This window comes from Bradyrhizobium sp. STM 3557 (assembly GCF_045571465.1).
GTDB lineage: Bacteria > Pseudomonadota > Alphaproteobacteria > Rhizobiales > Xanthobacteraceae > Bradyrhizobium.
In genome coordinates this window covers 7,106,009-7,120,798 of the sequence record NZ_CP120697.1, presented here as the reverse complement: position 1 = coordinate 7,120,798, position 14,790 = coordinate 7,106,009, and the positions used below count along the sequence as shown (strand labels likewise).

General features: G+C 62.4%; 11 protein-coding genes. 7 read left to right on the top strand and 4 right to left on the bottom strand.

The window, feature by feature from the left end:
* Window positions 1-75 precede the first annotated feature (75 nt).
* Window positions 76-1,011 (top strand): Ku protein, encoded by a 936-nt coding sequence (locus P6U24_RS32985; protein WP_407156577.1) that lies wholly within the window; start codon window positions 76-78, stop codon window positions 1,009-1,011.
* Window positions 1,012-1,432: 421 nt separating this feature from the next.
* Here the strand turns inward: P6U24_RS32985 and dinB are convergent, their stop codons facing one another.
* The 4 genes from dinB to P6U24_RS32965 form a co-directional block, all read right to left on the bottom strand.
* Complete coding sequence (dinB, locus tag P6U24_RS32980) at window positions 1,433-2,551, bottom strand: DNA polymerase IV (RefSeq protein ID WP_407156576.1); 1,119 nt, start codon at window positions 2,549-2,551, stop codon at window positions 1,433-1,435.
* Window positions 2,552-2,645: 94 nt separating this feature from the next.
* Entirely contained in the window at window positions 2,646-2,912 is a 267-nt protein-coding gene (locus P6U24_RS32975) for a hypothetical protein (protein ID WP_407156575.1), read from the bottom strand.
* Between the two features lie 133 nt (window positions 2,913-3,045).
* Window positions 3,046-3,708 carry an SOS response-associated peptidase gene (locus tag P6U24_RS32970; RefSeq protein WP_407156574.1) on the bottom strand — a complete coding sequence of 221 codons (663 nt, stop codon included), beginning with the start codon at window positions 3,706-3,708 and terminating at the stop codon, window positions 3,046-3,048.
* A gap of 21 nt (window positions 3,709-3,729) precedes the next feature.
* Window positions 3,730-3,936: a hypothetical protein gene (locus P6U24_RS32965; protein WP_407156573.1), complete on the bottom strand. Its 207-nt coding sequence runs from the start codon at window positions 3,934-3,936 to the stop codon at window positions 3,730-3,732.
* Window positions 3,937-4,049: 113 nt separating this feature from the next.
* Here P6U24_RS32965 and P6U24_RS32960 point away from each other — a divergent pair, with 113 nt between their 5' ends.
* From P6U24_RS32960 to P6U24_RS32935, 6 genes are all read left to right on the top strand, one after another.
* The gene (locus P6U24_RS32960) at window positions 4,050-4,544 is read left to right on the top strand and encodes a hypothetical protein (protein WP_407156572.1); all 495 of its coding nucleotides are present in this window, start codon (window positions 4,050-4,052) and stop codon (window positions 4,542-4,544) included.
* 24 nt (window positions 4,545-4,568) lie between these two features.
* Entirely contained in the window at window positions 4,569-5,087 is a 519-nt protein-coding gene (locus P6U24_RS32955; protein WP_407156571.1) for a thermonuclease family protein, read from the top strand.
* Window positions 5,088-5,820: 733 nt separating this feature from the next.
* Window positions 5,821-6,783, top strand: coding sequence for an ArdC family protein (locus P6U24_RS32950; RefSeq protein ID WP_407156570.1), 963 nt, complete (start codon window positions 5,821-5,823; stop codon window positions 6,781-6,783).
* A gap of 106 nt (window positions 6,784-6,889) precedes the next feature.
* Window positions 6,890-9,007 (top strand): ParB/RepB/Spo0J family partition protein, encoded by a 2,118-nt coding sequence (locus P6U24_RS32945; RefSeq protein ID WP_407156569.1) that lies wholly within the window; start codon window positions 6,890-6,892, stop codon window positions 9,005-9,007.
* Window positions 9,008-9,199: 192 nt separating this feature from the next.
* Window positions 9,200-13,525 (top strand): strawberry notch-like NTP hydrolase domain-containing protein, encoded by a 4,326-nt coding sequence (locus P6U24_RS32940; protein ID WP_407156568.1) that lies wholly within the window; start codon window positions 9,200-9,202, stop codon window positions 13,523-13,525.
* Window positions 13,525-14,583, top strand: a complete 1,059-nt coding sequence (locus P6U24_RS32935; protein WP_407156567.1) for a toprim domain-containing protein — start codon at window positions 13,525-13,527, stop codon at window positions 14,581-14,583. The genes P6U24_RS32940 and P6U24_RS32935 overlap by 1 nt, the downstream gene beginning before the upstream one ends.
* Window positions 14,584-14,790 lie beyond the last annotated feature (207 nt).

Genomic DNA, 14,790 nt, shown 5'->3' with positions numbered 1-14,790 from the left:
AGGTCGGCGGTGTCGGAACCATGATGGTCCATTCGTCTTTGAATCAGACCGCCCTGTTTTCGGAGTACTGCGTACATGGCCCTCCGCGCCAACTGGAAAGGCTTTCTGCGGCTGTCGCTCGTTACCTGTCCGGTTGCGCTCTATCCGGCAACCTCGGAGAGCGAGAAGATCTCGTTCAACCAGCTCAACAAGCAGACCGGCCATCGCATCAAATATGTAAAGGTGGATGCGGATACCGGCGAGGAGGTGCCGAACGAAGACATCGTCAAGGGATACGCGCTCGACAAGGAGACGTTCATTGAAGTGTCGAAAGAAGAGCTCGAGGAGCTCGCGCTCGAGTCGACAAGGACCATCGAGATCGACGAGTTCGTCGAGAAATCCGAAATCGATGCGCGCTACCTGATCCGCCCCTATTATCTGCGTCCCGACGGCAAGGTTGGTCATGACGCCTTCGCGGTCATCCGCGAAACCATCCGCGACATGAACAAGGTCGCGATCGGCCGGGTCGTGCTGACCAATCGCGAGCACATCATCGCACTTGAGCCGCTCGACAAGGGGCTCGTCGGCACGCTGCTGCGCTATCCATATGAGGTGCGCTCCGAAAGCGAATATTTCGGTGAAATCCGGGACGTCAAAGTCACCAAGGACATGCTCGACCTCGCCAAGCACATCGTGAACCAAAAGTCGGGCAGGTTTGAGCCCGAAAAGTTTGAGGATCACTACGAGACGGCGCTGGTCGATCTCATCAACCAGAAGCGCGCCGGCAACCCGATCAGGCCGAAGGAAAGGCCGAAGGGCGAGAACGTCGTCGATCTGATGGAGGCGCTCCGGCGTAGCGTCGGCGGACGCGCCGCTGAAACTGAAGCCAAGTCTCCCGGCAAGTCGGCCAAGAAGCCGCGTAAGGTAGCGGCTGGTCAGAAGGAGACGCTGATGCCGATCGAGGGCAAGAAGCAGGCGAAGGCGCCGGGTGCGAAGAAACCCGCGGCCAAGCCGCAGCGTCGGTCTGCTTAGGACCGAAGGGGCGCGTACGGCAAGCTCGGACCGGCTCTCGTGAACCGAGCCCTAAGGGGTCTCGGCCTGCCGGCCGATCCTCGCGCTCATTGTCGTGTTGCTCGCCGGAGGCACTCGCGGAGGGCTCGCCGCTTTGCGGCGATCGCAATCACTGCCCGTCGCACGGGTGCCTTGTTAACCGGCCTCGCAACTGCACTCGCTGTCGGGTCCCGCCGTTCCGGGGTCGCTATTACTGCCCCGAAAGCGGGTGCCATCCTTTCCGCCTCCGCTTCGCTTCGGCGACGCGTTCGCCGATGGGTGAATGCATCTCGGTCACCATGCAAAGCTAAGGAAAGCTAAGGAAGCATCCGAAGCCCTCCACAAACACTGACGGCAGCAATTCTTCAATGGTTGGGGAGGAACGATTCCGCGCGAGAAGCGGTCATTCCCGCCCGTCATGGCCATCGAAGATCAGCGGCAATTGATCCTCCGGTTCGGAATCAGCAAAGCCTGAAACAGAGATTCCGATTAGGCGTATCGTCTTCTTTGGCGGCATCAGCTGCTTCAGGAGCTCGAGAGCCAGGCTGCAGAGATCGTTTGCGCTGTCGATGAGACCCGCGGACCTGCTGCGGGTGATCAACTCGAAATCGGAAAACTTCACCTTGAGCGTCGCCGTCCGCCCTCGTACCCCCGTGGTCTCGCAGTGCTGCCAGACCTTCTCGATCAGCGGCTGTAGCTCTGCGGCCAGCGCTTCATAGTCGGCAAGATTCTGCGCGAACGTGGTCTCGGCGCCGACGGACTTTCGGACCCGGTTGGCGCGGACAGGCCGCTCGTCGATGCCGCGCGAGATCCAGTAGTAGTACGCGCCAGCTTTCCCGAAATTGGCGGTCATGAACTCGAGCGTCTGGTTGCGCATATCTATGCCAGTGAAGATGCCGAGGGCGTTCATCTTCGCGCTCGTCGCCGGGCCGATCCCATGGAATTTTCCGACAGCAAGGTCCTGAACAAAGCTCGGCCCCATCTTCGGCGTGATCACGAATTGACCGTTCGGCTTGCGTTGGTCCGAGGCAAGCGTTGCCAGGAACTTGTTGTAGGAAATGCCTGCAGATGCGGTCAGATCTGTCTCGCTCAGGATTTTCGCTCTGATCAATGTGGCGATCTCTGTTGCGACCGTGATGCCTTGGATGTTTGCGGTGACGTCCAGGTAGGCCTCATCAAGCGACAATGGCTCGATGATTTCCGTATGCTCGGCAAAGATCGTCCGTATGTGTCGCGAGATCTCCTTGTAGACCTCAAACCGCGGCTTCATGAAGATCAGCTCCAGGCATTGGCGCTTGGCGGTTATCGATGGCATCGCCGACTTAACCCCGAACTTGCGCGCCTCATAGCTCGCAGCCGCGACGACGCCGCGCTCCTTGGACCCGCCCACGGCGACTGGCTTGCCACGCAGGTCTGGATTTTCCCGCTGCTCGACCGATGTGTAGAAAGCGTCCATGTCGATGTGGATGATCTTGCGTCGCCGTGTTCCGGCGGTGCTGTGATCCTGATCCGGCGATCTCATGCACCAATGATACTCCGAATCCGCTGCTGCAGGGCGGCCTGTCGAGAAGCTCGCGGGCGCTAGGCTGTCCTCGCTGGCGCCGGTTCGCCGTTGCCTATACCTCCGGCCGGCATTCGGGGCAGGTGTCGCCTATTGAGTCCAAGACCTCGTTGATCGCGACGGCGGCCGCCTCGGGCGAAAGGCCAGGCAGTGGATTCTGGCAGCCAAACTCGAACGCTCGTTCTCGAGCGTGAGGATCCGCGCGATCCTGCATCCACCCGTGGTACTCACACTCGCGAATCGCGCCTGCCTCCTGCAGCATCACTGTCGCCCATCCGCGCAGCGTACGGATCGGCGTCCGCTTCTCCTTGGTCATCAGCATCGAGATCGCTCCTGGACGAGGGGCGAATCCTTGCGGCCCTCAAGTCGTTCCCGGCTGCTAACACAGGGCAGGGATTCCAAATTGCGGGAGCGAGCGGTTTTCCACGTGTTCCGCCGTCCTGTGCAAAAGCTGCCTACGCTGCGATCTTGTCTTCCTTGTCTGCGCCGCGCATGACGATCTTCAGCGCGTCGTCGGCCAGAGGCCGCTGCAGCGTCTTCGCCTCATCCCAAGGAGCGCGCATCCAGACGTCTCGCTCCTCTTCTGTGGTCAGGATCACCGGCATCGCCTTCGGATGGATCGGCGCGACGATAGCGTTCGGCGCGGTCGTGAGAAAGCCGTAGACGAGGTGCGGCCCGGCTATCGGCTTCGATTTCGTGCCGCGGTCGCCGTTGAACTCGGTCCAGATGCCGGCGAAGCAGAACAGCGGCCGCGCCTCGTTAAGCGCGAACCACACGACATCCTTTTTCTTGGTCTCCGGGTTCGTCTCGGGTGCGTACTCAGCGAAGCTGTTCGCCGGCACCAGGCAGCGGCTCTCCGGCTTCAGCCAACCGCGCCAGTGGGGAGAGGACGTGTTGCGAATATTCGTCACGGGCGGGCCGCCCGTCTTCGGCGGGGGCGGCATGCCCCAGCGCATCAGGAGCATCTCTTGAGCATCACCAGAATTGCGGACCACGGGTGCCGGATAATCCGGAAAAACACCGGGCATGGGTGGCAGGTTGCCGACGTAGCGGTTCATGCGTCTGAACAGGCCAGCGATCGCAGCCTGGTTGGTCGTGATCGAATATAGATTGCACATTTCAGCGTTCGCTTTCGAGGGTCATCCAGTGTAGCTCCGAAAGCGCCCGCGCATGTAGGCATGCGATACGGCCTTCTTCAAATCGGCTATCTCGGCTTCCAAAAGGTTGTTCGCGACGATCAGCGCACGAACTGCCGCGAGCGGATCGCCGTCGCAAACGGCGATTGCCTGATCGACGGCCGTCTCCAGCCCAGCATCCTGTTCGTTCGGCTGTGAGACCGAGGACATGGCCCTGTTCCAGGTTGACCGTGGATGTCCCATGTTCTTATTTTGTTCTTATGGAGTCAAGCCGCCGTTTTAAGCCGCCCTGGACCTTGGTCCGGGAGAATTCCGAGTGCTACGTGGTCAAGGACGCCAATGGCGTGACCTTGGCCTGGCTCTATTGCCATGATGATGAGCAGCGCTACAGTTTCGGGGTCAGCAAGCTATCCTCGGATGAGGCCCGCCGCATCGGCAAGGCGATCGCCCGCATTCCCGAATTCATGATGCCGCGCCAGGGCTTCTATCCGCGCGGTGGCGGACCGCGCTGGCGCGCCGACCGGCCATACCATGTTGCGCTGGAAGACCGTTACATCCGTGAGCACTGGGATGAGATCTACGCGCTCTGTCGATTGAACAGCCTGCCGTTCAACGCGACCGGCGAAATCATTCAAACTGACGGCGTCTGGAGGGTTTACGAGTTTACCTGGCAGTTGGATGCGATCCTGTTCTGGGAACGGTTCGAAGGACGCTGGCTGCGAGGTACGGAGTTTCACTACCCCGAGCGGCCCGAAAACCTGCCGTCACTAAAGCCGCTCGAGAACTGGCCGCAATTCAATCCGCGCAATGTGCGATAACCGCAGGTCACCGAGGCAATGATCATGCGCCGAACACTGGTATTGGCTCTGCTTCTGCTCTCGCGCAGCGCGCTCGCCGACGATTTTGTTGGTCAAGCCAGCGTCATTGATGGCGACACCCTGGAAATTCATGGAATCCGTATCCGGCTCTGGGGTATTGACGCGCCGGAAAGTAGCCAGCTCTGCCGCAGTGAGCGCAGTCTGCAATATCGTTGTGGCGCGCAGGCGGCAAACGACCTTGATGCGTTCATTGCCCGGCAGCCGGTCAACTGCTTGCCCGTCAGCCTCGATCAATATGGCCGCACGGTTGCGACCTGTTCGGTTGGTGGCACTGATCTCGGTGAATGGCTTGTGCGCAAGGGCTTGGCGTTGGACTGGCCACAATACTCGAAGGGCAGATATGGCCAAGCTCAGCGTGATGCCGCGCGCGCAGGTGACGGAATCTGGAAGGGCAGCTACGTCGAGCCATGGCTCTATCGCGCCTGCATCCGTGCGAACGGAAAGCCGGCCGCTTGTTCGGATGATGCCAACGCGCATCCCTGAAGCTTGAACGCATGCGGGCTGTGTTCAGAACTCGCAGAGCTCTAGGGCAACGGCTCTCACGGGCCTCTCCGTCTTTCGGGGGCGGGGGCTCGGCTTCGCTGACGGCCGTCCTGGCGTCGTCTCTCTGGGAACGCTGCCCGATTGATGATATCATCTTTCCATCACCGGGCGGTTCCACTTCAGGCGCCGGTGGCTGAGAGACCGATCGCGCTCCCGCCTAGAGGCAAGAGAGGGAGCATGGATCGCAGCATGCAGCTTAGGCATTTGGCGGAAGCCGAACGGCACATTGCATTGGGCATCCAACATATTTCTCATCAAGAGCTCCGTGTTGCAGAGTTCGATGTTCGCGGGGACGATTCAACGTTGGCGCGCTCCCTCTTGGAGACATTTCGTATCACACAGGCCCAACACATCGCGCACCGGGATCAGATCCTCAGAGAGCTGGGATTGTAAGAGCGACCAACTGGCCCCTCCGTTCCGGTCGGCGACGCTCTACCCGCAAGCGTTCGCTTGCGGCCGGAGGCGCGAAGCGTCTCCGCCCTTCGGGTAACGATCGTTGCCGCTTACTTGCCCCGGCTGATGCAGAGAAGCACCGCCGGCCTTGACCTCCGTCGCCGCCACGCTGCCTGGGCATCGCCACCTATGTATGTAGAGTGAGAGCGCCGGACTGGTTTGCCGTGACGGGTTTGTTGCCGCGAGAAAGGCTCGCGGTGCCCGTCGCGGAAGATCCGCGATGTCCAAACATGCTGTTCACGCGCGCACCGGAGAGAGCCGGGCGAACCTCTATGACGAAATCACCGACAAGATCATCGCCGAACTCGAGGCTGGCCGCGTGCCCTGGGTTCAGCCTTGGGGCACCGCTGCGGCAAAGGCCCGGCTGTCGATGCCGAAAAATGCTTCGACGGGTCGTTCGTACAGCGGCATCAACGTTCTGCTGCTCTGGGGAAGCACGATCGAGCACGGCTTTTCCGGACAAAGCTGGCTTACCTTTCGTCAGGCGCTCTCGCTTGGAGGCCACGTGCGCAAGGGGGAACGCGGCACGACGGTGGTCTACGCCGACCGTTTCGTGCCGAGCGACGAGAAGCGGCGTGCCGCGGAGACTGGCGAGGAAGCGCAGGCGATTCCATTCCTCAAATGCTTTACCGTCTTCAACTGCGACCAATGCGACGAGCTACCCGATGAGATCGCAACCGCGGCGCCTCCGCCGCCGCCAGACCTGATCGAACCCAGGGTTGAAGCCCTCATCAAGGCAACCGGCATCGATTTCCGCATCGGCGGTGATCGCGCGTTCTATGTACCGGCAGAAGATTATGTGCAGGTGCCGCCACCGCAAGCCTATTTCGAGCCGATCAACTGGCATCGCACCGCGCTGCATGAACTGGGGCATGCGACCGGGCATCGTTCACGCCTTAACCGCGACCAGAGCGGCTCCTTCGGCACCAAGAAATATGCCTTCGAGGAGTTGGTAGCTGAGCTTACCGCCGCGTTTGGCTGCGCATCTCTCGGGATCGTGCCGACCGTTCGCCACTCCGACTACATTGGCTCCTGGCTCGAAGTCCTGCGCGAAGACAATCGTGCCATCGTGCGTGCGGCGTCGCAGGCAAGCAAGGCGGCGGATTATCTGCTCGGCTTCATACCTGACACTGCTCCAGCCGCAGCCGTGGAGGCCCTGGTGGGCGATGACGAAGCGGCATGACGTCTAAGCTCCGCTGATCCGCGAGAGTGAGAGGAGGGGACGCTTTTCGCGACGGGTTGGAAGCCAAGAGAGAGAGTCTCCTGGCGGCCCATCATGGAGAGTGCAGATGACGAAAGTCCAGAAGATCACGCTGTCCCCCTCGCGCGACATTCCTTTCAACAAGCTGGTGCTGAGCCAGTCCAACGTGCGGCGGGTGAAGGCAGGCGTCTCGATCGAGCAGCTCGCTGAAAGCATCGCGCAGCGCACCTTGCTGCAAAGCCTGAACGTTCGGGCCGTTGTCGACGGCGAAGGCAACGAGACCGGCATGTTCGAGGTGCCGGCCGGCGGCCGGCGCTATCGCGCCCTCGAGCTTCTGGTGAAGCAGAAGCGCATGTCCAAGACACAAGCTGTTCCTTGCGTCGTGCGAGAGGGCGGTATCGCAGAGGATGATTCGCTCGCCGAGAATGATGAACGGGTCGGCCTGCATCCGCTGGACCAGTTCCGAGCGTTCAAGACTCTGAGCGATGCTGGCCTCAGCGAGGAGGATATCGCCGCGCGGCACTTTGTGACACCGGCGATAGTCAAGCAACGACTGCGGCTGGCATCGGTCTCACAGAGGCTGCACGAGGTCTATGCGGAAGACGGCATGACCCTCGAGCAGCTCATCGCCTTTTCGGTCACCGCCGACCATGCCAGGCAGGAGCAGGTTTGGGAAAACGTGAGCCGCTCGGGCTACGACGAACCATACCAGATCCGCCGCGCGCTCACGGAACATGCCGTCCGAGCCTCGGATCGGCGTGCCCGCTTCGTTGGCGTTGACGCCTACGAGCGGGCAGGCGGTGCGGTCGAGCGCGACCTTTTTCAACATGATGACGGCGGTTGGCTTCAGGATGTTGCCTTGCTTGATCGTCTCGTCACCGAGAAACTGACGGTGGAGGCCGAGACGATCGCCAGGGAAGGCTGGAAATGGATTTCGGTGGCGGTGGACTTCCCGTACGGTCACGCCGCAGGGCTGCGTGAGCTCGATGGTAAACCTGCGGATCTCACCGTCGAGGAGCAAGCAACCATCGATGCGCTCAATGCCGAGCAGGCCAAGTTGGAGCTCGACTACCAGGACGTCGACGAACTGCCCGACGACGTCGATCAGCGCCTTGGCCAAATCGAAGCAGCCCTGATGGCGTTCGAGCAGCGGTCGATCATCTATGATCCTATAGATATCGCCCGCGCCGGCGTCTTCGTCAGCATTGATTCCGAAGGAAGGCTTTCGGTGGACCACGGTTATGTCCGGCCCGAAGACGAAGCACCCCTGGCCGATGCGGAAGTCGGACAGGCCAACGATCTGCCGTCGAAGGATGACCAGGTTGCCAGTGGTCCTGCCGTGCAGCGGACGGCCATCTCGGTTGCAGGGACTGTCGCTGATGCCGAGGAAGATGACGAGGACATCACACGGCCGTTGCCGGACCGCCTCCTCACTGAACTGACGGCGCACCGTACGCTGGCATTGCGCGACGCGCTGGCGGAAAGCCCCGCGATCGCATTCCAGGCCGTGCTGCACAACTTCGTGCTGGCGGCCTTTTACCGGTTCGCTAGCTCCGGCAGCTGTCTTGAGATCGGACTTCGTACACCGACGTTTCCCACTTCTGCTCCGGGCTTGAGGGAAAGCGCGTCAGCGAAAGCCGTCGAAGCGCGGCATCAGTCCTGGAAAGCGCGGTTGCCCAAGGACGAGAAAGACCTCTGGGATGCGCTCACCGCCCTCGACGACACGGCTCAGGCGTCCCTGTTCGCCCACTGTGCGTCGCTTGCCGTCAACGCCCTCTATGAACCCGCGAACCGCTACAACACGGGACGGGTCTCCGCCCACGGAGTCCGCTCGCGTATCGACCAGGCCGATGTGCTGGCGCGCGCCGTCGGGCTCGACATGGCCCGGGCCGGTTGGAAGGCCACGGTCGACAACTATCTCGGCCGTGTCACCAAGCCGCGCATTCTTGACGCGGTTCGGGAAGCAAAAGGCGAGTCGTCGGCTCAACTCATCGACCATCTGAAGAAGGGCGATATGGCCAAGGAGGCCGCTCGTCTTCTCGACGGCTCCGGCTGGCTGCCGGAGCCGCTGCGCCTGGTCGACGTCGCATCAGAGCCGGCCGAGCAAGACGGTGAAGCGCGACCGTTGCCTGAATTCCTCTCCGACGATGAGGAGCGGGAAGTCGCAGCCGACGAAGATCGGCCACAACGTGATGCCGCCGAATAGCATCGTTTCGCGGGACGGCTCCGGTCGTCCCGCATTCATGGCAGCGGATGGGGACCGGCGTGCAGCGTCGGTCCCCGTTTGTTGGTGAGGAAACGAGAGGAAGAGCGGGGCCGGGAAGGGTTTGAGTCGCCGCGGTCTTGAGAGAGCGCCGGGCGGTTCAGCCCATTCCTGCTCTCCGAAAGAAATCCTCCCATGACCGAATCTCTCCTCGGCGGCGCCAGCGCCGCGCCGGCCTCCATGCGTGCCACCGCAGCCGTCGCTTCCACGGTTGTCAGGGTTGCACGACGGCTCTGCAACGACCTCGAGCGCAGCCGCCGCATCGACGCTATCGCTCTACGCTCTGCCATGCAGGCAGCGTTTGGCGCCTCCGATGCAACCGGCGCCTGGAATTGGAAGACCGCCTACGACGCCTGCGAGGCCGCAACCGTCCTGTTCTTGCGACGGTATGGCGTCGCGATGCGCGCGAAGGCGACGTCGCCCACCGCCATGCTGCCGATGCTGGCGAGGATCACAAACCTCCTTCCCACCCATACGCGCAGGTCCGAGGAAAGCGAATCGCTCCAGCAGTTCTCGACCCCGATCGGGCTGGCATTCGTCGCCAGTGTCGCTGCCGCGGTCACTCCGGCGGACATCGTGCTGGAGCCATCGGCTGGCACGGGCCTTCTTGCCATCCCAGCTGAACTGGCCGGCGCATCCCTCGTCCTCAACGAGTTTGCGGACACCCGTGCTGGCATTCTTAAGCAGCTCTTTCCTGCCGTCTCCGCAACGCAATTTGACGGCGCCCACATCAACGACCACCTGGATGCCGGCATTGTGCCGAGCGTCGTGTTGATGAACCCGCCATTCTCGGCCGCGGTCCACGTCGATCGAAGAATGGCCGATGCCGCGCTCCGGCACGTCGCCTCGGCGCTTGCGCGTCTTTCTGATGGTGGGCGGCTGGTCGCCATCACCGGCGCAAACTTAACGCCAGACAACCCAGTGTGGACCGAGTCCTTCACACGTCTGCAGGCACAGGGCCAGGTCGTATTCTCGGCGGCGATCAACGGCGGTGTCTATACCAAGCACGGCACCACCATCGACACGCGGCTGACCGTTATCGATAAAGTGCCGGCCGGCGACATGGCGTCATTCCCGCCGTCTCCAGGTATGGCACCTGATCTGCCGACTTTGCTCGCCTGGGTCATTGAGCGCGTGCCGGCACGCCGCCCCCTTGTCGGCAAAGTAACATCCATGGTGCCGGCAATTGCCAGCGCTTCTCGAACTGTCCGCAACTACGCCGGCCAGCGTCAGCCAGAGGCCCGTTCGGCAGTCGACCTCAGGGCGACCGAAGTCGCCTACGAGCGGGTGGACTGGATGCCGAGCGACTGCAGCAATATCGGCGATGCGCTTTATGAGACCTATGCGCTGCAGTCGATCCGCATTCCCGGCGCGCAGGCACATCCGACCAAGCTTGTGCAGTCGGCGGCGATGGCATCTGTCGCCCCGCCGAAACCGTCCTACCGACCGCACCTGCCAGCCAATGTCATAGCTGATGGCGTCCTGTCGGATGCGCAACTCGAGAGCATCATCTACGCTGGCGAGGCGCACTCGGAGTTTCTTAGTGGTTCCTGGACGACCGATGCGACGTTTGACGTCGTGGCGGCAGCGCGTGACGATACGGAAAATGCAGTTCGGTTTCGTCGCGGCTGGTTTCTGGGGGATGGGACCGGAGCTGGCAAGGGCCGGCAGGTTGCTGGCATTCTGCTCGACAACTGGCTCAAGGGGCGTCGCCGTGCGGTCTGGATCAGCAAATCCGACAAGCTGATCGAGGATGCGCAGCGCGACTGGTCGGCGCTCGGCATGGAGCGCCTGCTGGTCACGCCGCTTTCCCGCTTCCGGCAGGGCACGCCGATCCGGCTCGGGGAAGGCGTCCTATTTACGACCTACGCTACGCTGCGCACCCACGAGCGCGGAGAAAAGCTTTCGCGCGTCCGGCAGATCATCGAATGGTTGGGCTCCGACTTCGACGGAGTGATCGTCTTCGACGAGAGCCACGCCATGCAAAACGCAGTGGGCGGCAAGGGCGAGCGGGGCGACCAGGCGGCCTCGCAGCAGGGGCGCGCGGGCCTACGGCTCCAGCATGCCCTGCCAAATGCCCGCGTGGTGTACGTCTCGGCGACCGATGCCACCACGGTGCAGAATCTCGCCTATGCGCAACGGCTGGGACTCTGGGGTGGTGATGACTTTCCATTCGCAACACCAGCTGAATTCGTCGAGGCGATTGAGGCGGGCGGTGTCGCAGCAATGGAGGTGCTGGCCCGGGACCTCAAGGCACTCGGTCTCTACGCCGCACGGTCTCTGTCCTATGAGGGCGTCGAATACGAGCTCGTCGAGCACCAACTCACGCCCGAGCAGATCCGCATCTACGACGCCTATGCAGATGCTTTCGGCATCATCCATAACAACCTCGACGCCGCTATGCGGGCCGCCAACATCACCGGCGCAACTGGCACCCTGAACGCCCAGGCGAAGTCGGCAGCACGTTCTGCCTTCGAGAGCGCCAAGCAGCGCTTCTTCGGTCACCTGCTGACCTCAATGAAGACGCCATCCTTGATCCGCTCGATCGAACGCGATCTCGATGCTGGGCATGCCGCCGTCATTCAGATCGTTTCGACCGGGGAAGCGCTGATGGAGCGCCGACTCGCCGAGATCCCGACCGAGGAATGGGGCGACGTTCAGGTAGATATCACGCCACGCGAATATGTACTCGACTATCTTGCCCATTCCTTTCCGGTCCAGCTCTACGAACCCTTCACCGACTCGGAGGGTAACCTCTGTTCCCGCCCGGTCTATCGTGATGGCCAGCCTGTCGAAAACCGTGAAGCCGTCGCGCGCCGCGACCGCCTCATCGAAAAGCTTGCATCGCTGTCACCGGTGCCCGGCGCACTCGATCAAATCGTCCAGCAGTTTGGGACGGACATGGTCGCCGAAGTCACCGGCCGCTCCCGCCGTGTCATCCGCAGGGGCAGTCGCCTAGTCGTCGAGAGCCGTGCCGCGTCGGCGAACCTCGCGGAGACCGCGGCATTCATGGATGACGCCAAGCGGATCCTCGTGTTCTCCGACGCCGGCGGCACCGGCAGGAGCTACCATGCCGAATTGTCGGCACGGAATCGCCGCTTGCGGGTTCACTATCTGCTCGAGCCTGGCTGGAAGGCCGATGCCGCCATCCAGGGGCTCGGCCGTACCAACCGCACCAACCAGGCGCAGCCGCCGCTGTTTCGGCCGATCGCAACTGATGTGAAGGCCGAAAAGCGCTTCCTCTCCACGATCGCGCGCCGGCTTGATACGCTCGGCGCCATCACCCGCGGTCAGCGCCAGACCGGAGGGCAGGGACTATTCCGGCCCGAGGATAACCTCGAAAGCCAATATGGCCGTGATGCGTTGCGCCAGCTCTACACGCTGCTGGGGCGGGGCAAGGTCGAGGGCTGCTCGCTCGAGGCCTTTGAAGGCGCCACCGGACTGAAGCTCGTGGATTCCAATGGGCTGAAGGACGAGCTTCCGCCGATCACGACGTTCCTCAACAGGCTGCTCGCCCTCACCATCGAGCTGCAGAACATTCTCTTCACGGCCTTCGAGCAGTTGCTTGCCGCTCGCATCGACGGCGCCATCGCTTCTGGCACCTACGACGTGGGGCTGGAAACGCTCCGCGCCGAAAGCTTTGTGGTTGCCGACCGCCGCACGATTTACGTTCATCCAACGACGGGTGCTGAGACCAAGCTTCTCACGATTATCCAGCGCGAGCGCAATCGTCCTGTCACCCTGGATGAAGCTCTCGGACGCCTTTCCGATCGTCGTGCCGTCCTGCTGATCAATGAACGGTCGGGTCGGTCCGCGGTGCAGCTAGCGGCGCCGAGCTTCATGTTGGACGACGGCGAGATCGAGCTTCGCACTCGCCTGATCCGCCCGATGGAGCAGCACAGCGTTCCTTTGAAGACGATGGCGGAAAGCCATTGGGTCGAAGCCGACCGCCAACGCTTTTCCGCGGCCTGGCGGGCGGAGCTCGCAGACATCCCCGAATTCTCGGAAAGCACGATCCATATCGCAGCGGGATTGCTGCTGCCGATCTGGAAACAGCTGCCGAACGAATCCACACGGGTCTACCGCCTTCAGACCGATGCCGGCGAAAGGATCATCGGTCGCAAGGTGTCGGCCAGCTGGGTCGCGAGCGTCCTCGAGGGCGACGCGCCCAAGCTGGCGTCGGACGCAGCGTTTGCTGCTCTGATTGAGGGCCGAACCGTCCTCGAGCTCGCCGAGGGCCTGCAGCTGCGCCGCGTTCGGGTCATGGGCGCACACCGCATCGAGCTCTCGGGATTCACCGACACGATGCGCGATCGGCTTCGCACCCATGGGCTCTTCACCGAGATCATCTCGTGGAAGCTGCGCATGTTCGTGCCAACAGATGAAAGCGGCATCGAGATCCTGTCGAAAGTGCTCGATCACTATCCGGTCGCGCGCATCACCGAGCGGGAGGCCGCATAATGTCCCGCGATGCGTCTGAATTAGCACGCCGCCTTGCGCGTGAGGCCGAGGCGGTGTGCCGACACTATCTCTCGAATGGCAAGCGCGAGGGGCGGTACTGGCTGGTCGGCGATGTCCAGAACACGCCGGGCCGCTCTCTGTTTGTGCGGCTGTATGAATCGCCAAAGGGCGCAGCAGGCAAATGGACTGACGCGGCGACAGGAGAACACGGCGACTTGCTGGATATCATTCGGGAGCGCTGCGGTTTCCGCACTTTCCGCGACGTTGCCGAGGAAGCGAGACGATTTCTGAAACTGCCGCGTCCGAACCGGGAGGTCGCGCCCACAGTCGCTCTCCCAGCGGTGCAGCGTGGATCGCGAGAGGCGGCAAGGCGGCTCTTTGCGATATCGCATCCGATCGAGAGTACTCTCGTGCAGCTATATCTGCGCCGTCGCGGCGTTGATGATGTGCATCACGGCGGCAGTCTGCGGTACCAGCCGCGTTGCTATTATCATCCGCCCAACCAGGATGCGCCCGAGATCTGGCCGGCGATGATCGCCTCCGTGACGGATCTCAAGGGGACAATCACCGGGGTGCACCGCACCTGGCTCGACCCTGAGGGATTCGAACCTCATCGGCTCGGTAAGGCGCCGATCGATACGCCGCGCCGCGCGATGGGTGATCTTCTCGGCAATGCGGTTCGTTTCGGCATGGCGGATGACGTGCTCGCAGCTGGCGAAGGCATCGAGACCATGCTGTCGCTACGTTGCGTCCTTCCGACCTTGCCGATGGCCGCTGCACTGTCGGCCAATCACCTCGCAGCCATGGCGCTGCCCTCGAACCTGCTTCGGCTCTATATCGCTCGCGATGCCGACGCCGCCGGCGATATGGTGCAAACAGTCCTGATCCAGCGTGCAAAAGCGGCCGGCATTGAAGCGGTCGTGTTGTCGCCCCGGTTGGGCGACTTCAACGAGGATCTGCACACCTTCGGAATCGACGCCCTTCGAGCATCGATCAGGGTCCAACTCGTACCGGAGGACATCGCGCGCTTTCTGCCGCCGACCGATGCCGTCGGATAGGCGTGAGCGGCACCTCCTGGCGTCGACGCTCGGTCGCGGCGGCCCAATGCCGGAGAGCCGCGACCACGGCCTTCTAGAGGGCGATCGGACGGCAGCCGGCTCGGGCCGGCAATGGCTGAGGACCGGCTATTTTCCGCCGGCCCTCACCACCCCACGCGACAAGTCGCGTGGGGTGGTGAGGGCCTTTGCATCGCGAAGCAAAATAGC

Coding starts and splice junctions, on each gene's coding strand:
- P6U24_RS32975 (WP_407156575.1), bottom strand. CDS start 2,912: ATGCTGATGACCAAGGAGAAGCGGACGCCGATCCGTACGCTGCGCGGA.
- P6U24_RS32945 (WP_407156569.1), top strand. CDS start 6,890: ATGACGAAAGTCCAGAAGATCACGCTGTCCCCCTCGCGCGACATTCCT.
- P6U24_RS32965 (WP_407156573.1), bottom strand. CDS start 3,936: ATGTCCTCGGTCTCACAGCCGAACGAACAGGATGCTGGGCTGGAGACG.
- dinB (WP_407156576.1), bottom strand. CDS start 2,551: ATGAGATCGCCGGATCAGGATCACAGCACCGCCGGAACACGGCGACGC.
- P6U24_RS32950 (WP_407156570.1), top strand. CDS start 5,821: ATGTCCAAACATGCTGTTCACGCGCGCACCGGAGAGAGCCGGGCGAAC.
- P6U24_RS32955 (WP_407156571.1), top strand. CDS start 4,569: ATGCGCCGAACACTGGTATTGGCTCTGCTTCTGCTCTCGCGCAGCGCG.
- P6U24_RS32935 (WP_407156567.1), top strand. CDS start 13,525: ATGTCCCGCGATGCGTCTGAATTAGCACGCCGCCTTGCGCGTGAGGCC.
- P6U24_RS32940 (WP_407156568.1), top strand. CDS start 9,200: ATGACCGAATCTCTCCTCGGCGGCGCCAGCGCCGCGCCGGCCTCCATG.
- P6U24_RS32985 (WP_407156577.1), top strand. CDS start 76: ATGGCCCTCCGCGCCAACTGGAAAGGCTTTCTGCGGCTGTCGCTCGTT.
- P6U24_RS32970 (WP_407156574.1), bottom strand. CDS start 3,708: ATGTGCAATCTATATTCGATCACGACCAACCAGGCTGCGATCGCTGGC.